This is a genomic window from Ruegeria profundi, from assembly GCF_001507545.1.
Lineage (GTDB): Bacteria > Pseudomonadota > Alphaproteobacteria > Rhodobacterales > Rhodobacteraceae > Ruegeria > Ruegeria profundi.
The window spans coordinates 162,199-179,353 of the sequence record NZ_LQBP01000004.1; the positions used below are offsets into that span (position 1 = coordinate 162,199).

At 58.9% G+C, this 17,155-nt stretch carries 17 protein-coding genes; 1 reads left to right on the plus strand and 16 read right to left on the minus strand.

Annotated elements, in window-relative coordinates:
- Positions 1–92: 92 nt before the first annotated feature.
- The 7 genes from murB to AVO44_RS09120 all read right to left on the minus strand — a co-directional run bounded on the left by murB (position 93) and on the right by AVO44_RS09120 (position 6,006).
- Positions 93–1,055 (minus strand): UDP-N-acetylmuramate dehydrogenase, encoded by a 963-nt coding sequence (gene murB / locus AVO44_RS09090; RefSeq protein WP_068335690.1) that lies wholly within the window; start codon positions 1,053–1,055, stop codon positions 93–95.
- Positions 1,056–1,312: 257 nt separating this feature from the next.
- Complete coding sequence (locus AVO44_RS09095; RefSeq protein ID WP_068335694.1) at positions 1,313–1,555, minus strand: DUF2484 family protein; 243 nt, start codon at positions 1,553–1,555, stop codon at positions 1,313–1,315.
- On the minus strand, positions 1,552–1,800 hold the full coding sequence (locus AVO44_RS09100) for a DUF2484 family protein (RefSeq protein ID WP_099045656.1): 249 nt from the start codon (positions 1,798–1,800) through the stop codon (positions 1,552–1,554). The genes AVO44_RS09095 and AVO44_RS09100 overlap by 4 nt, the downstream gene beginning before the upstream one ends.
- Positions 1,801–1,876: 76 nt before the next feature.
- Positions 1,877–3,286 carry a UDP-N-acetylmuramate--L-alanine ligase gene (gene murC / locus AVO44_RS09105; protein ID WP_068335696.1) on the minus strand — a complete coding sequence of 470 codons (1,410 nt, stop codon included), beginning with the start codon at positions 3,284–3,286 and terminating at the stop codon, positions 1,877–1,879.
- Complete coding sequence (locus AVO44_RS09110; protein ID WP_068335698.1) at positions 3,283–4,380, minus strand: UDP-N-acetylglucosamine--N-acetylmuramyl-(pentapeptide) pyrophosphoryl-undecaprenol N-acetylglucosamine transferase; 1,098 nt, start codon at positions 4,378–4,380, stop codon at positions 3,283–3,285. The genes murC and AVO44_RS09110 overlap by 4 nt, the downstream gene beginning before the upstream one ends.
- Positions 4,380–5,543, minus strand: coding sequence for a putative lipid II flippase FtsW (gene ftsW, locus AVO44_RS09115; RefSeq protein WP_068335700.1), 1,164 nt, complete (start codon positions 5,541–5,543; stop codon positions 4,380–4,382). The genes AVO44_RS09110 and ftsW overlap by 1 nt, the downstream gene beginning before the upstream one ends.
- Positions 5,544–5,712: 169 nt before the next feature.
- A complete protein-coding gene (locus tag AVO44_RS09120; protein WP_068336356.1) occupies positions 5,713–6,006 on the minus strand; it encodes an antibiotic biosynthesis monooxygenase family protein in 294 nt (97 codons plus the stop codon).
- A gap of 140 nt (positions 6,007–6,146) precedes the next feature.
- Here AVO44_RS09120 and AVO44_RS09125 point away from each other — a divergent pair, with 140 nt between their 5' ends.
- Positions 6,147–7,325 carry a BaiN/RdsA family NAD(P)/FAD-dependent oxidoreductase gene (locus tag AVO44_RS09125; RefSeq protein ID WP_068336359.1) on the plus strand — a complete coding sequence of 393 codons (1,179 nt, stop codon included), beginning with the start codon at positions 6,147–6,149 and terminating at the stop codon, positions 7,323–7,325.
- Here the strand turns inward: AVO44_RS09125 and AVO44_RS09130 are convergent.
- From AVO44_RS09130 to mraZ, 9 genes are all read right to left on the minus strand, one after another.
- The gene (locus AVO44_RS09130) at positions 7,322–7,696 is read right to left on the minus strand and encodes a glycine zipper family protein (protein ID WP_233421961.1); all 375 of its coding nucleotides are present in this window, start codon (positions 7,694–7,696) and stop codon (positions 7,322–7,324) included. The two genes, AVO44_RS09125 and AVO44_RS09130, sit on opposite strands and share 4 nt — an antisense overlap.
- A gap of 105 nt (positions 7,697–7,801) precedes the next feature.
- Positions 7,802–9,202: a UDP-N-acetylmuramoyl-L-alanine--D-glutamate ligase gene (murD, locus tag AVO44_RS09135; RefSeq protein WP_068336361.1), complete on the minus strand. Its 1,401-nt coding sequence runs from the start codon at positions 9,200–9,202 to the stop codon at positions 7,802–7,804.
- 150 nt (positions 9,203–9,352) lie between these two features.
- On the minus strand, positions 9,353–10,435 hold the full coding sequence (mraY, locus tag AVO44_RS09140) for a phospho-N-acetylmuramoyl-pentapeptide-transferase (RefSeq protein ID WP_068335706.1): 1,083 nt from the start codon (positions 10,433–10,435) through the stop codon (positions 9,353–9,355).
- A 24-nt stretch (positions 10,436–10,459) separates the two neighbouring features.
- Complete coding sequence (locus AVO44_RS09145) at positions 10,460–11,854, minus strand: UDP-N-acetylmuramoyl-tripeptide--D-alanyl-D-alanine ligase (protein ID WP_068335709.1); 1,395 nt, start codon at positions 11,852–11,854, stop codon at positions 10,460–10,462.
- The gene (locus AVO44_RS09150) at positions 11,851–13,332 is read right to left on the minus strand and encodes a UDP-N-acetylmuramoyl-L-alanyl-D-glutamate--2,6-diaminopimelate ligase (protein WP_068335712.1); all 1,482 of its coding nucleotides are present in this window, start codon (positions 13,330–13,332) and stop codon (positions 11,851–11,853) included. The genes AVO44_RS09145 and AVO44_RS09150 overlap by 4 nt, the downstream gene beginning before the upstream one ends.
- A 21-nt stretch (positions 13,333–13,353) precedes the next feature.
- Positions 13,354–15,141 carry a peptidoglycan D,D-transpeptidase FtsI family protein gene (locus tag AVO44_RS09155; protein WP_068335715.1) on the minus strand — a complete coding sequence of 596 codons (1,788 nt, stop codon included), beginning with the start codon at positions 15,139–15,141 and terminating at the stop codon, positions 13,354–13,356.
- Complete coding sequence (gene ftsL / locus AVO44_RS09160; protein ID WP_068335718.1) at positions 15,138–15,506, minus strand: cell division protein FtsL; 369 nt, start codon at positions 15,504–15,506, stop codon at positions 15,138–15,140. The genes AVO44_RS09155 and ftsL overlap by 4 nt, the downstream gene beginning before the upstream one ends.
- The gene (gene rsmH / locus AVO44_RS09165) at positions 15,503–16,495 is read right to left on the minus strand and encodes a 16S rRNA (cytosine(1402)-N(4))-methyltransferase RsmH (RefSeq protein WP_068335721.1); all 993 of its coding nucleotides are present in this window, start codon (positions 16,493–16,495) and stop codon (positions 15,503–15,505) included. Before rsmH ends, ftsL begins: the two co-directional genes overlap by 4 nt.
- 4 nt (positions 16,496–16,499) lie before the next feature.
- On the minus strand, positions 16,500–17,003 hold the full coding sequence (gene mraZ, locus AVO44_RS09170) for a division/cell wall cluster transcriptional repressor MraZ (RefSeq protein ID WP_082677454.1): 504 nt from the start codon (positions 17,001–17,003) through the stop codon (positions 16,500–16,502).
- Positions 17,004–17,155 lie beyond the last annotated feature (152 nt).

Below are 17,155 nucleotides of genomic sequence, written 5' to 3' on the forward strand. Positions count from 1 at the left end.
AATGTCCCCGGACCTTATGTCGTGGTCCGTGCTGCGTTATGCCTTTGATCCGTCGCCTTTTAATTGCCTGTTATGGTGCGACGTCTGGGGCTTTAATCTGTCAGCGGATCGCCAACCCGCATGATTTCCCACTCTAGCGTGATGCCACTTGTTTGGTAAACCTTTTTTCGCACCTCTTCCCCCAGACCTTCCAGGTCTGCGGCAGTTGCGTTCCCGGTGTTGATGAGGAAATTCGAATGTTTCGCGCTCATCTGCGCCCCACCAAGAACAGCCCCCCGCATACCAGCATCGTCGATCACCTTCCACGCCTTGAGGTCGTGAACGTCATCAGCCCGGCCGGTCGAAGAGAACCCGGCAGGGTTTCGAAAGGTGGACCCGGCGCTGCGATCCTTGGTGGGTTGGGTTTCGTCGCGTTTTTTCAGTTGCGCTTCCATGCGGGCGTGAAGTTCATCGGGATCGCCCGACGGGCCGTCGAAGGTGGCTGAAACAAGCACCGCGCCTTCTGGGAGGTCGGACTGACGGTAGCGGAAGTTCAGGTCTTCGGCGGTCAGCTCGACAACCTCACCCTGCCGGGTGACGATTGTGGCCTTGCGCAGCACATCCGCTGTGTAGCTGCCATAGCAGCCCGCATTCATCCGCACCGCACCACCAATCGAACCGGGGATCGTCCGCAGAAAGGTCAGGTCCACCCCCGCATCCGCCGCCTTGCGCGCCACATGCGCATCGAGTGCTGCCGCGCCTGCGGTGACGGTGTTGCCCGAGACGTTGATCGCGTTAAAGCCCCGCCCCAGCCGGATCACCACGGCGCGCAATCCGCCATCGCGGACTATCAGGTTCGATCCAACGCCCATTGGAAAGACAGGAACACCCGCTGGCAGATCGCGCAGAAACGCCCTCAGGTCGTCAACATCCGCGGGTTGGAACAGGTAATCTGCTGGCCCACCGACGCGCAACCATGTCAACTCGTTGAGAGACCGGTTTTCGGTGAGTTTGCCGCGAAAGCTCTTGAGGTTCAGATCTGTTTTCGTTTCCGCAACCACGTCCCAATTCCCCATGCGACTATCGCAGTCAGCCCAAACGACAGATGAACCACAATTACGTAGCCAATCCCTGCCCGTGCGATGTCATAGGTTTCAACAGAACGCCAATACAGTGCCAGCCCAAAAAGAACAAACCATAATGCCGTTGCGCCATACGCAAGCCATAGTCTGTTAAGATACGCAGCGCATAGAAAAGTAAGAAACCACCCGACACCACCAACGAGGATCATTAGGTAAAAAGGCAATGCTGAATGCCACATCAGATCGCTCGCTCAAATCCGACGACGCAGCCACCGCCCCAGGTAAATCACTGGCCAACGCAGCATGGACATACCCGCAGCCAGAACAAGCAGCCCGATCCACGGGCCGTTTTCATACGTGACATATCCCAGAATGGGGATACCGACAGCAACCAGGATATAGGCTCGGGTCCAGTGATTATCCTTGCTGGGAAGCATCGCCAGTACATTTGCTGCGACGCCCCAAAGCGCGGCAAGGGCGATCGACCAGTTCATTCAGCAACCTCCCGCCCGGTCCAACGGCGCCAATAAAAGCGGATAGGGTTGCGGAACATGGACACGAAACCTCCGAACGCCAGAACCAACCAGAACCAGCCGTGGTCATAACCCAGCCAGATGATCAGAACCGGCGCACAGATCAGCAAAATGAAACCCGGTGGAAATTGTAGCCGCATCGGAAGCAACCCAACGACTGTGGCGCATATCACCCAGAGGGCCGCAAAGGTCATCGAATAGTCCATTGGCCTCTCCGAAGGCGCGCAGTGGTAAATGTCCGGTTGTTACACTTGCAAGTTGTGCGACAAATATCAGTTTGGGTCAAACGGCTTGTTTTCTTTGCAATCTTACGGGTAAACCGTTTGCCCATGCACTAATGGTTCCTGCACCGAGGCACACAACCATGTCGCCGGGGCGGGCCTGCTCTCGCACGAGGCGCTCAAGGTCATCTTCGTTCAGAAGGGCGCGGGCATGGCGGTGGCCGTGGCGGATCAGGCCCTGCACCAGATCATCGCGTGAGGCGCCGGGAATCGGATCTTCTCCGGCGGCGAAGATATCCGCGATGGCGACCACATCAGCGTCGTTGAAGCAGGTGCAGAAATCTTCGAACAGGTTGGACAGGCGAGAGTAGCGGTGCGGCTGATGAACGGCGATCACGCGACCCTCGGTCGCCTGACGCGCAGCTTTCAGGACAGCAGCGATTTCAACAGGGTGATGCCCATAATCGTCGATGATCGTCACACCATCGACCTCGCCAACCTTGGTAAAGCGGCGATTAACTCCGCCAAAATTGGCCAATGCCTTGCGAATCTCGGCAGTTTTCATGCCGAGGTGACGGGCTACAGCGACAGCAGACAGTGCGTTCGACACGTTGTGGTCGCCCGGCATGGGCAATGTACACCCCTCGATCACGGTGTCTTCGTATTGCAGGTGGATATCGAAATGCGCGACCCCACCCTTGTAGGTCAGGTTCACCGCCCGCACATCCGCTTGTGCATTGAAGCCATAGGTTCGCACGCGGCGGTCGGTAATGCGACCCACCAGCGTTTGCACCTCGGCGTGGTCGGTGCAACACACGGCCAAACCATAGAACGGAAGATTCGAAACGAACTCGTAGAACCCATCGCGCAATTTGTCGAAATCGCCCCAATGCTCCATATGTTCGGGGTCGATATTTGTGACGATTGCGATGGTAGCGGGCAGACGGTTGAACGACCCATCGGATTCGTCGGCCTCAACCACCATCCATTCGCCCTGCCCCATACGGGCGTTCGAGCCATAGGCGTGGATGACACCCCCGTTGATCACGGTCGGGTCAAAATCACCTGCAACCATCAACTCGGCCATCATCGTGGTCGTGGTTGTCTTACCATGGGTTCCGGCAACGGCGATGTTCGAGCGTAGGCGCATCAGCTCGGCCAGCATGTCGGCGCGGCGCACAACAGGCAGCCCCCGCGCACGCGCACCATCAAGTTCCGGGTTACCCGGTTTGATCGCGGTCGACACCACAACGACAGCAGCGTTTTCAAGGTTCTCTGCGCGTTGTTCTACAAAAATCTCAGCCCCCAGACCTGCCAGCCGATCCGTGATTTTCGAGGTCTTCAGATCTGATCCCTGAACCCGGTACCCCAAGTTCAGCAGCACCTCGGCAATTCCAGACATCCCTATCCCGCCGATCCCCACGAAATGGATCAGCCCCACGTCTTGCGGCAGTTTGGTTGCAGGATTCATGCGGTCTCCTTCTGCGCCAGATCTTCGACAAGATGTACCAAGCGCTCGGTTGCATCCGGGGTGCCCGTCGACAGGGCGGCCTGGGCCATCTTCTGCGCCGCTTCCGGGTTGGTCAGAACTGAGGTGATTTGCTCGGTCAGCGACGAAACGTCAAGGGCATTCTCGGGGATCATGATCGCCCCGCCCGCCTGCACCAACCCACGGGCATTAGCAGTCTGGTGGTCGCCAGCAGCCGCGGCAAACGGGATCAGAACCGATGGCCTTCCTATAACCGAAATGTCGGCGACACTGGACGCGCCGGAACGTGAGATAACCAGTTGAGCGTCCGAAATGCGGCGCGGGACATCCTGAAAGAAAGGCTCGACTTCGGCCCTGATGCCATGGTCGGAGTAGAACGCCGCAACACGCGCGCCATCCTCGTCACGGGCTTGATGGGCAACACGGATATGGCCGCGCAGGCCGTCCGGCAAAGCGGCAATCGCACCGGGCACTACGTCGCTGAGGATGCGTGCACCCTGCGACCCACCCATCACCAGGATCGACATCGGATAATCGCCAGGCGGGATATAACCGGCTGCTGCGCGCTCCAGCACGGCGGCACGGACGGGGTTGCCAGTGTGGACCCCTTTGGCGCCTTCGGGCAAGTCGGTGGGCCAAGTGCCGCAGGCGACTTGCGAAACGCGGGTAGCAAATAGTTTGTTGACCCGCCCCAGAACCCCGTTCTGTTCATGGATCATGCGCGGGACGTTCAGCAGGGTTGCCGCGCCCAGCGCAGGGATCGAGGGATAGCCACCGAACCCCACAACAACGTCCGGCCGGTCGCGCATCATCTGCATTGCCATGCTGGTCACGCCGCCCGCAATCTTAGGTCCGACCAGCGCCTTGGCGGCCAGACCACCGCGCGCGAATGTGGCCGAGGACGCCTCGACAATCTCGGTCGAATGCGGAAAACCACTGGTATAACGCGCACCACGCGGGTCGGTGGACAGACGTACGCGCCACCCCTTGTTCAGCATCGCCTCGGCCAGCGCCTGCGCGGGGAACATATGCCCGCCGGTGCCGCCCGCAGCAATCAAAAGATACGGTTTGCTCATCAACCTCGTCCGCGCAGAATGTCACCGAATTCGCCCTGAGGGCGGGTCCGGGTGAAGGCCAGCAACATGCCAACCGCAATACCGCCTGCGATAAGTGACGAGCCGCCATAGCTGACAAACGGTAGCGTCATGCCCTTGGCGGGCAGCAACCGCACTGCGACCCCCATGTTGATCATGGCCTGAACGCCAAAAATGCAGGCCAAACCGGTACCGGCCAGACGGATGAACATATCCCTTTCACGCATCAGGCGCAGCAACGACCGCACGACGATCAGCGCGTAGAGCGCAATGATGATCAGGACCAGAACAAGGCCGTATTCTTCGGCCGCGACCGCAATGATGAAATCCGTGTGCGCGTCGGGCAGTGACCATTTCACCTGCCCCTCGCCCACGCCAACACCGAACAATCCACCTTCACGGATGGCGTTGGTGGCATAGCCGATTTGCGTGGTCGGATCGACTTCCTGATTCAGAAATCCATCTATGCGACGGGCAAAATGTTCTGAATTCGAATAGGCCAGCATTCCGGCCAGCACGACCGCCCCGGCCATCCCCACCAGCAGCAGCATCGGCGCTCCGGCCACGAAGTACATCACGCCCCAGCCAAAGAGGATCAAGCAGGCCTGTCCGAAGTCGGGCTGCAATACCAGCATACCAACGATCGCCATGCACAACGCAAACGACCAAAGCCGCCCCGGAGGCCCGTTAATTTCCTGCGATGCGGCCAGCAACCATGCGGCCACGACGATAAAGCCGGGCTTCAGAAACTCGGATGGCTGCAACGAGCCGAAGCCCAGCGAGTACCAGCGCACCGCGCCTTTACCAAAATCGGTGCCAAAAACGGGCAGAAAGACCAGCGCCACGAAGGCACCCAAAAACCCAAGAATTGCCAGACGCCGAACCAGCGTCGGCGACATCATCGAGGTCAACAGCATCGCAATCAGCGCCAATCCACCAAAGATCGCCTGACGTTCGACATAGTGGAACGGATCAAACCCGTTGCGGCCTGCCAGCGGTGGCGATGAAGCCAACCCAAGCAACAGCCCGATGACAAACAGGATCAGCACGCAGGACATGGTCCAGCGATCAATCGTGCGCCACCACTTTGGTAGAATCGGTTCCCCGCGCTGGTCTTGGACCGCGCCATACACCATCTCAGTCATGAGATACCGCCACTCTCTGCCTCATCCGCGCCTCGTTTTTCGAGGTCTAATAATGAGTCTACAGGGATTTTGGCATTTGGGCCAGCAGAATGAGGGCGCAACAGCGGAAATTGGCCCCCAAAGCCGCCGTTCCGGGTAAGGAAGATAGTTTCCTATCCCGCAGACCTACTTATTCGACAAGATCGTAGTGCTTGATCGTCCGGGATTCGACCAATTCAGCCTCGGCCGGGTCAATATGCGGGCTGTTGTAATCCTCACCCACAAAGGCCTTTAACGCATCCAGACTGCGCCAGACCATAACGAAACTAAACTCGCGCGGCGTTTCCGAACGCGGAGCACCGGGAAGGACCTCAACAATTCCTTCTGTGTTTTTCATTAGGGGTATCGCGGTCTCGTGGAAGAACTCTGAGAACTCCGCCTCTTTACCGGGTCGAACCGTGACTTGGAAAATGCGCATGATCATTGGGGTGCCCTCCTTCAGCGCGGATCCATCTTGATGTCCGCGCTTGCAGAAGTTTACCACAACAGCTCTCGTTTCCCTTGCATTGGCTTTCTGGTCTGCTTCCACTTGATATCCGGCACAATTCACGCCATGCGCTGCCCATGACCTTTGACACGATCATCCTGGGGGCCGGTGCTGCCGGCATGATGTGCGCGGCCCATTGCGGTGGGCGCGTTCTGGTGATCGATCACGCCAAAGCTCCAGGTGAGAAAATTCGCATCTCGGGCGGTGGGCGCTGCAACTTTACCAATATGTATGCTGGACCCGACAACTTCTTGTCGCAGAACTCTCATTTCTGCAAATCCGCATTGGCGCGCTACACACAGTGGGATTTCATCGATCTGGTTGGGCGTCACAAGATCGCTTGGCATGAGAAAACCTTGGGCCAACTGTTTTGCGACGGGTCGTCGAAGCAGATTATTCAACTGCTGCTGTCCGAGATGGACCGTGCCGGGGCTGAGCTGTGGCTGCGCACCGAGTTGAAAGACCTGCGCAAGACAGACTCAGGGTTCATGTTGGATTTTGACCGCGAGGGGCAGCGCCTGAGTGTGACCTGCACCAACCTGGTCCTGGCCACAGGTGGCAAGTCGATCCCCAAGATGGGTGCAACCGGGCTGGCCTATGATATTGCCCGCCAGTTCGGCCTGCGGCTCACCGATACGCGCGCCGCGCTTGTGCCCTTCACATTCTCGGACGGTAAGTTCAAAGACCTGTCCGGTGTATCCTTGCCCGTACGTCTGTCCAACGACCGCACCAGCTTTGACGAGGCGCTGCTTTTCACCCATCGCGGCCTCAGCGGACCGTCGGTGCTGCAACTGTCGTCCTATTGGCGCGAAGGAGAAGCGATCCGGGTCAACATGATCCCTGATCTGCCCCTGTTTGACCTGCTGCGAGATCAGCGACAGGCCGCAGGCCGCAAGGCGTTGACCACCGAATTGGCGCGTCACCTTCCCGCGCGGCTTGTGGATTACCTGTCCCAGAATATCCAGATGCAGGGCAATCTGGCCGATCAGCCCGACTCTGCGCTGACCAAGTTAACCGCAGCGCTCAGCAACTGGGAACTGACCCCCTCAGGCACCGAAGGCTATCGCACTGCCGAGGTCACGCTGGGCGGGATCGATACTGATGACCTGTCTTCAAAAACAATGGAGGCCAAGGATGTCCCTGGCCTCTATGCAATTGGTGAAGCGGTCGATGTCACTGGTTGGCTGGGCGGCTACAACTTCCAGTGGGCGTGGTCCTCTGGCCATGCTGCCGGAACAGCCATCGCAGCCCATTAGCCTACGACGTTATAGCCACGTCCGCGCATGCAGTTGCGCACGATGACTTCCTGGTTCTGGGTATTATTGATCGCACTTGCGCCAGCCCCGACCAAAGCACCCGCCGCCGCTGCACGGCCCAGATTGTCGCTGCTGTCCTGAATGATTGCAGTCGTTGCCGCGGCACCCGCAGCACCAACCGCTGCCGCACCGGCGGTTCTGCCGTCCACAGTACCTTGTGTTCTTGCCAAGGCCTGACAATTTGCAAGATCAGATTGGTAATTCGGTCCAACTGGCCCATCAATAATCGGGACATAATTTGCACCCACATTCGTGCAGGCGGCAATCGCCAGACAAGCGGGAAGGATCAATGAAAACTTACGGTATGGCATAGTCATAACCTCGTGTTGCATTTGCCCGAAGCCAAACGCAATTGCCAAGGCGCGTCAAGCTGATAGCACCCTAACTTGGCCCAACAGGCGGTCTATTGCAAATCGCTATTCCGCAAGCCTTTGCCAAACCTGCGCGGTAAAGTCTTCTCCGCGCTGTTCGAAGTTGTCGTATTGATCAAAACTGGCTGCTGCCGGTGCAAGCAACACGGTCTCTCCCGATTGCGCATCGGCCATGGCTTGCGCAACGGCTTCCTCCATCGTTGTGCAGACCTGCGCCTCAGCTTTTAGCTGCATGGCAAAACCAGCAGCCTCCCGCCCGATCACGTAGGCTTTGATCACTTGGTCTGCTGCGGCGTTCAGGGCGGCCAAGCCACCTTCTTTCTCAAGTCCGCCGCAAATCCACCTGATCTTCTTAAAGGCATTCAGGGCCTTCAATGCACTTTCCACATTGGTGGCCTTGGAGTCGTTCACATAAGTCACGCCGTCAGCTTCGGCGATGATCTGGCTTCGGTGTGGCAAGCCGGGATAGCTGTGAAGCGCGTCCTCGATCACACGCGGTGCAAGACCTAGGGCACGACAGGCCGCATAGGCGGCGCAGGCATTCTGATGATTGTGTGCGCCTGGCAACCCCTTGATCTGGCGCAGGTCAATTGATCCAGCCTGCCGCCCTTTTCGATACTCGGAAAGAAAGCCCTTGCGCGCAAAGACTTGCCAGCCCGGCCCGGTTAGTTTCCGCGACACCGAGATACGGATGACACGATCGTCAACCGGCCCCTCCGAAAGCTGCCCTGCTAAAAAAGCACCTTCTTTTTCATCCACCCCGATGATGGCGCGATCTGGCCCGCCCTCGGCAAACAAACGACGTTTGGCGGCAAAATAGCCGCCCATCCCACCATGCCGGTCCAGATGATCTGGTGAAAGATTAGTGAACACGGCCACGTCTGGCGTCAACGCGCGCGCCAGCTCGGTCTGATAGCTGGAAAGTTCAAGAACAACGACGGACCCGTCTCCGCCGGGTTCGATATCCAGCACTCCGCGTCCGATATTGCCCGCCAACTGTGCCTCACGTCCGGCTTCGGTCAGAATGTGATGGATTAATGCCGCAGTGGTCGATTTCCCATTCGATCCCGTCACCGCAATTACACGCGGCGGAGTGTCATAGCTGTTCCATTCTGACCCTGCAAAGGACCGGAAAAACAGCCCTATGTCGTTGTCTACCGGAACGCCTGCCTCTAGCGCGGCTGCCACAACCGGGTTTGGTTCGGGATAAAGATGCGGAATACCCGGCGACACAATCAGCGACGCCACCCCTTCGAAGGCACCGTTGCGGCGGAGATCGACACAGACGAGCCCCTCAGCCTCGGCCCTTTCCCGCGCGGCTGGATTGTCATCCCAACAAAGCGGTTCGGCCATGCCAGCCCGCAAAGCGCGCGCCGCGGCCAGACCTGACCGACCAAGCCCCAGAACCGCAACTTTCTGACCCGAGAACCCTTTCACAGGGATCATGCCACCCACCTTTTTCTGACGTCCAATTCGCCGCCACACTGCGCAGAAGAAATCACTGATGGCAAGGGCAGCAAAAGGCTCGCGCATCAGCGCGAGCCGGGCCCAACAGGTGGCAGGTGGACCGCAGGTCCGCCGAACCTGGCGGGAGCTTTACCGGACCTTCAAAGTCGCAAGACCAATCATCGCAAGGATCAGCGAGATAATCCAAAAGCGGATCACGATTGTCGGCTCAGCCCAGCCCTTTTTCTCATAGTGGTGATGAATAGGTGCCATCAAGAAAACACGCCGCCCGGTTCGTTTGAAATACAGCACCTGAATGATCACACTCAGCGCTTCGACCACGAACAACCCACCGACTACCGCCAATACCAGCTCGTGCTTGGTCGCCACTGCGATCGCGCCCAACGCGCCGCCCAGTGCCAGCGATCCGGTATCGCCCATAAACACAGCGGCAGGCGGGGCGTTATACCACAGAAACCCAAGCCCACCCCCAAACAATGCTGCGGTAAAGATAAGGATTTCTCCGGTTCCCGGCACGTAATGCACATCCAGATACTCGGTAAAGTCGACCCGCCCGACGGCATACGCGATGACACCCAAGGTCGACGCCGCGATCATTGCCGGCATGATCGCCAGCCCATCCAGACCATCGGTCAGGTTCACCGCATTCGCCGCCCCTACGATAACCACGACCGCGAAGGGAATATAGAAAACCCCAAGGTTGACCAGAGTGTCTTTGAACACCGGAACCGCCATCTGGTTCTGCAAGGCTTCAGGATGATGCAATGACGCCCAAAGCGACGCCAGTACGGCAATTATCACGCCCAGCGCCAGTCGCATCCGGCTCGACACACCCTTTGTGTTTTGTTTCGACACCTTGGCGAAATCATCTGCAAAACCAATCGCCGCATAAGCCAGCGTGACGAACAGCACCATCCAGACATAAGGGTTGTCCCACCGCGCCCAGACCAGCGTTGACGTTACCAACGCGCCAACAATCAGCAACCCGCCCATCGTGGGCGTTCCCGCCTTGGAAAAATGCCCTTCAGGGCCGTCATCCCGGATAGGCTGACCTTTGCCTTGCTTCTTTCGAAGCACGTTGATCAGGGGCTTGCCAAAGATGAACCCAAAAATTAGCGCCGTCAAAAAGGCCCCGCCCGCACGGAACGTGATATAGCGGAAGAGGTTAAAGAAATCGCCTCCATCCGACAGGGCGGTCAACCAATACAGCATGTCAAAACCTTTCCAACGCGGCGATCATGAGCCAGGCGCGCTCCCTTGCCCCATTTTCCGCAAACCGTCAACAATCTGAGCCAGCGCCATGCTCAGTGAACCCTTGGCCAACACCGTGTCGCCTGCGCGGACCAGCTCCGGCAGATGCTCAGCCATTTCGGCGCTGGTTTCACACCACCGCCCACGCTTGTCTTTGGGCAGCGCATCATGCAGCGCCTTCATCAGCGGACCAATACTATGGACTTGATCCACCCGCGCCATCGCGCCAACGCCTGCCAACCCGGCATGCATGGCGACTTCCTGTCCGCCCAATTCCTTCATATCCCCCAGAAACGCAATCCTGCGCGCGGCTTTCGACGCTGCGAGAACATCCAGCGCCGCCTCCATCGAGGTGGGGTTGGCATTATAACTGTCATCCAGCAGCTCGATCTGACCACCTGAAGCCAAGGGTAAGATTTCGCGCACGCCCCTCCCCTTGACCGGCGACCATTGCTTCAGGCCAGCGATTGCGTCGTCAAGATCAACGCCCATCTCAACGCAGGCCGCAAGAGCACCCAGAGCGTTCATAGCGAAATGAGCGCCCGCAGACTGCACATCGTATGTAAAGGTCTGGGTTTCCAGTGTTGCATCGGCGCGGACCGAGCCGTTTACTTGTGCAACGCCGGTCAGGACGTAATCCGCGGCCTTGCGGCCAAAATCGACGATCTTTGCACCCTGATCCCGCGCGGTCTGGCGCAGAATGTTTGCATATTCGATATCGGCATTCACGATGGCCACACCGCCGGGTTCAAGCCCTTCGAAAATCGCGGCTTTTTCATGAGCGATGCCTGCAACTGAATCAAAAGCCTCCAGATGCACCGCCGCCACGGTCGTGACCAATGCCACATGCGGCCGGGCCTGACGGGCCAAGGGCGCAATCTCTCCGGGGTGGTTCATTCCGATCTCGATCACGGCGAATTCGGTATCGCGCGGCATCCGCGCCAACGTCAAAGGTACACCCCAATGGTTGTTGTAGCTGGCGACACTGGCATGAGTTTTTCCCTGCGTTTCAAAGATGGTGGCCAGCATTTCCTTGGTCGACGTCTTTCCCACGCTACCGGTGACACCCACCACACGCGCCCCGGTGCGGGCGCGCCCGGCCTTGCCCAGCGCCTCTAGCCCGGCCTGGACATCCGCGACAACAAGCAACGGTGCATCTTCGGAAACGCCATCAGGGATGCGCGACACCAGCGCGGCACCAGCGCCCTTTTCCAAGGCCTGCGCTACAAAATCATGCCCGTCACGCGCGGCTTTCAGCGCTACAAACAGGTCGCCGGGTTGGAGGGTTCTCGTGTCGATCGACACGCCATTCACGTCCCAGTCGGTTGTTGAATGCCCGCCGGTGGCTTCGGCAGCCTCGGCTGCGGTCCACAGCGTCATGCCACCCTCCCATCCAGCGCGGCCACGCTGATGCTGGCTTGTTCCACGTCGTCAAACGGCAAGACCTGATCGCCGACAATCTGGCCAGTTTCGTGCCCCTTCCCTGCAATCAGCAGCGCGTCACCGGGTTGGAGCGCATCAACGCCGCGCAGGATGGCCTCGGCGCGGTCACCCACTTCGGTGGCGTCGGGTGCGCCCAAAAGGACAGCGGCGCGGATGGTCGCCGGATCTTCGCTGCGAGGGTTGTCGTCAGTGACAAACACAACATCTGCGTGATCAGCGGCAGCTTTGCCCATGAGCGGACGTTTGGTTGCATCGCGATCCCCGCCAGCACCGACAATCGCGATCAGGCGCCCCATGACATGCGGTCGCATCGCCTTGAGCGCCGTCGCTACAGCATCTGGCGTATGGGCATAGTCGACAAAAACCGTTGCTCCGTTTTGGCGTGTGGCAGCCAGTTGCATCCGGCCCCGGACAGTCGTCAGATGCGGCAAGGTTTCGAACACGCGCTCGGGGTCGTCACCCGCCGCGATGACCAGACCGCAGGCCAGCAGAATATTTTCGGCCTGGAACCCGCCGATCAGATTCAGGCGCGCTTGGAGCACTTTGCCTTGCCAGGAAAAGCGCAAATCCTGCCCGGTCGCATCAAAACGCTGGCCCATCAAGCACAAATCGGCATCGCCCGACCCAATCGTTAGAACCGATTGCCCGCGCGCCTCGGCGATTTTGCGGACGTCTGCGCCTTTGGGGTCGCTCATGTTGATCACAACGGTGCCGTCCTGCGGCAGAACACGGTCGAACAGTCCGGCTTTGGCGGCAAAATACGCCTCGAAAGTTTCGTGGTAATCCAGATGGTCCTGCGAAAAGTTCGAAAATCCTGCGGCGGTCAGGTGCACACCGTCCAAACGGCGTTGTTCGAGCCCGTGCGAGGACGCCTCCATCGCGGCATGAGTCACACCGTTTTCAGCAGCTTCGGCAAGGCAGCGGTGCAACGTAATGGGTTCCGGCGTGGTATGCGCCAGCGGGGTTGTCCATGCCCCTTCGACACCCGTGGTCCCAAGGTTGACGGCCGAATGTCCAAGCTCGGTCCAGATTTGGCGGACAAAGGTGGCGACCGAGGTCTTCCCATTGGTTCCTGTAACAGCAACGATGGTCTCAGGCTGCACGCCGAACCACAGGGCGGCGCACCCGGCCAGTGCCTGACGCGGGTCTTCAGCCAAGATCAGCGCGGCGTGCGACGCGGCCAGCTCCTCAGCGGCGATTTCAGCACCCTTGGCGTCTGTCAGGATCGCCGCAGCCCCCATTCGCAAAGCGTATTGGATGAACTCTCCACCATGCACGCGGGTACCGGGCAAAGCGGCGAAAAGAAAGCCGTCCTTTACCTCGCGGCTATCAACGGCAAGGCCAGTGATGTCGGGATTTGCACCACCTCGCGCGGTCAGGGCCAATTGGCTGAGTGTTTTTGTTCTTGTGCCCATGCCCCACCTCTACCGCACAGCCTAATTCGAGGTCAGGGTTATAGCAGCGCTCGCCTCAGGCTCAAGCCGGGGACGCAGGCCCAGTAATGGTGCAATGCGTCCAATCAACTCGGCGGCAACGGGAACCGCGGTCCAACCCGCCGTCCGACGCTTTTCACCATAGGCAACGATGGACGGTTCATCCAAGGTCACGATCAGCACATATTTGGGATCGTACGCGGGGAAGAAGGTCGCAAAAGTGGCAATCACCTTGTCATCGTAATAGCCACCGCGCGGTTTGGGCTTGTCCGCCGTGCCTGTTTTGCCGGCCACATCATATCCGGCAACATCGCCAAAGCTTGCAGTTCCATCCATCACCACACGGCGCAGCATATTCTGCGCTTGTTTGGCCGCGTTCTCTGACATGACGCGCGGGCCATATTGCGGCCCGTTCTTGCGCAGGATGGTCGGGCTGACATAGTGACCGCCATTGGCAATCGCCGCATACCCCGCAGCCAGATGCATCGGGCTGGTCGAAAGACCGTGGCCATAGGAAATGGTTACAGTGCTCAGCTCGCCCCATTTCTTGGGCTTCAGCGGTTCGCCCCCGGCTGCCTCGACGATTTCAAACGGGGTGGGTTCGAACATACCCAGCGCCTCAAGGAAATCCTGCTGGCGTTTTGCACCAATCTGCAAGGCCAGCCGCCCGGTCCCCCGGTTCGAGCTGTGGACGATCACGTCCGCCACGCTGATCTTGCCGTAATTCTTGCCGTTGAATTCACCGATCGGGAAACGCCCGATCCGCATCGGACCCGAGGTATCGATGATCGTTTCGGAATTCACCAAGCCCAACTGCACCGCCTGAGCGGCCGTGAAAATCTTGAAAACCGACCCCAGCTCGTAAACGCCCTGCACATAGCGGTTGAACAGCGGACTGTCCGACGGGTCAAAGCCCGATGTAGGCGGACGTGGGCGGTCGTTCGGGTCGAAAGACGGTAGCGAAGCAGCCGAGACGACCTCACCCGTATGTGCGTTCATCAACACGGCGGACGCGCCCTTGGCATTCATGATCTTCATGCCGCCGTAAAGCACCTGCTCGACCGCAGCCTGAACGGTCAAATCCAGCGACAGCTGCAGAGGCTTGTTGCCGTTGGCCGGGTCACGCAGATAGTCGTCGAATTGCTTTTCAACGCCCGCGACACCAATCACCTCAGCGGCGCTTACGCCCTCGCGGCCAAAGCTGGACCCACCCAGAATATGGGCGGCAAGTTTACCGTTCGGATACAGCCTCATCTCACGGGGACCAAACAGAATGCCGGGATCGCCGATGTCGTGAACGGCCTGCTTCTGTTCGGGCGAGATACGTTTCTTGATCCAAAGGAACTTGCGGTTGCCGGTGAAGTCTGTGATCAGGCGTTCTTTTTCAAGATCAGGGAAAATCGCAACCAGTTGATCAGCGGCGGCCTCGGGGTCGATCATCAAAGGCGGCTGCGCATAGACCGAGTAGGTATCCAGATTAGTCGCCAGAATACGGCCTTCGCGATCGACGATATTTGCGCGCTGCATGGCAATCGCGGCACCGGGGGCACTGGCCAGCGGCTCTTGCGCCTCGGACGTGGCGAGCATACCCATGCGGACGCCAACGACCGAGAACGCACAGAAAAAGAAAAGACCCAAGACCAAAAGACGCCCTTCAGCGCGGGCGCGGGCACGGTCCTTCATATCCTCATGACGCTGACGGATGTTTTCTCGTTCAATTGCCTTGGGGTTTTCACCCCGGGCACGAGCATCAAGGATACGGGCCAGAGGGCGCAGAGGCGTGCGGGTCATGGGATTTGCACCTCACCCAACGCCTGAGTATTTGTAATGGCCTGTAATTCGATCGGATCAACGATGGGCAGGTCCGGATCCTCGGCATAGGCAATCTGATCAGCCCTGCCGAATTGTTCAGCTCGCAGCGGCAACAGGCCCAAACGTTCAAAGTTCAGATCGGCCAGTTCGCGCAGCCGGTCGGGGCGGTTGAGATAGGCCCATTCCGCGTTCAATACAGCCAAACGCACCTGCGCGATCCCGATCTCGCGCTGCAACTTCTGCGTTTCCTTCACCACCTGTTGAGTGCGGAAGTTTTCCTGATATGCCCAAAGCGCCAGCCCAAATACGGACAAGGCAGTCAACACATACAAAACACTCTTCATTTCATCCTTCCCCCGAGTTGCGGCATCCCAATTGCGCGGGCCTCAATTTCCCCCGCTGGAGCATCTGTCCGCACCGCGACACGCAGTTTGGCCGAGCGCGCACGCGGATTTTCCTGCAATTCCTGCGCATCCGGTCCAATGGCCTTGCGTGTTTTGAGCGTGAATTGCGGCTGCTCCTGTTCCACCTCTGGCGCATAGCGGTTGGCACGCCCCGTCTTGCCCGCACGTGACTGAAAGAACCGTTTGACCATCCGGTCCTCAATCGAATGAAAAGTTACAACAGCCAACTGCCCACCGGGCTTCAATGCCCGTTCGGCGGCCATAAGGCCCTGAAACAACTCTTCATATTCTGCGTTTACTGCGATCCGAAGCCCCTGAAAGCTGCGCGTCGCTGGGTGTGACTGGCCCGGTTTCGAGCGTGGTAGGCAAGATTCGATGATTTCAGCTAAACGCAGAGTCGTGGTGATCGGCTCCTGTGCCCGCGCCTTCACTATGGCCTTCGCGATCCGGCGACTCGCGCGCTCCTCACCGTAGTGGAAAAGAATATCAGCCAACTGCGCCTCGGTCGCAGTGTTGACAAGATCAGCGGCGCTTTCACCTTCCTGGCTCATCCGCATATCCAGCGGACCGTCTTTCATGAAAGAAAACCCGCGCTCGGCTTGATCCAACTGCATGGAGGACACGCCAAGGTCCAACACCACCCCGTCCAGGTCCAAAGCGTATTCATCCATCCGCGAAAAAACGCCTTGTTGCATCACCAGCCGGTCGCCATAGGCAGACGCCCACGTTGCAGCCATTTCAAACGCCAAAGGATCACGATCAACGGCGATAACCTTGTCAGCCCCAGCGTCCAGCAGGCCGCGTGTGTACCCGCCCGCACCAAAAGTGCCGTCCAGCCAAACTCCCGACACCGGCGCAACAGCGGCCAGCAAAGGGCGCAGCAGAACAGGGATGTGAGGTTTTTCAGAAGGTGTTTCAGCGCCGGCCATGCCGCTACGCCTCCCTGACGCCATCTAGGAATTCGAGGGGGTCAAAGTCCTCAGGCTGTTCATCCAGCCATTCCTCGGCTGCGGCAAGCTCTTCCGACTCGTAAGTCTCAGGCTTCCAAATCTGAAACGTGTCACCAGCAGCAATAAAAAATGCCTCGCCCTTTAGCCCGATCTTAGTCCGCAGCTTGGCCGGTAGAACAAGACGCCCTGTCTCGTCGACTGTGGTGGGAAAAGACTGCCCGTGAAACATGCGCTGCAGCATTTTTCGTTGCATCGAGCCGCGCGGCAGGGCGTCAATCTTCTCATCGACCTCGTCAATCGCCTGCATGGTATAGCATTCAAGGAATTTTCGCCGGTGGTCGCCATAGACGATCACAAGCTCTGGATTGTCGCCGGGCTGCCAGTTCGGGTCTGAAGATTCAAGCACACGGCGAAAAGAGGCCGGGATCGAGACCCTGCCCTTCGCATCCACCTTGTGGTGGCTTTCACCTCTGAACCTGCGCGCCAAGACGACTGTCCCTTTCGCTTGCGCCCCACCAAATCTTCACGTCCCCCGGATGAAAAACGGCGGGTTGATCTGCTGCCACTGATCAACCCGCCGCATTAACCCGCTGTGCGGGATGTCCAGCTGCGCGCGCCACCTGGGGGGATGTCTGCTCG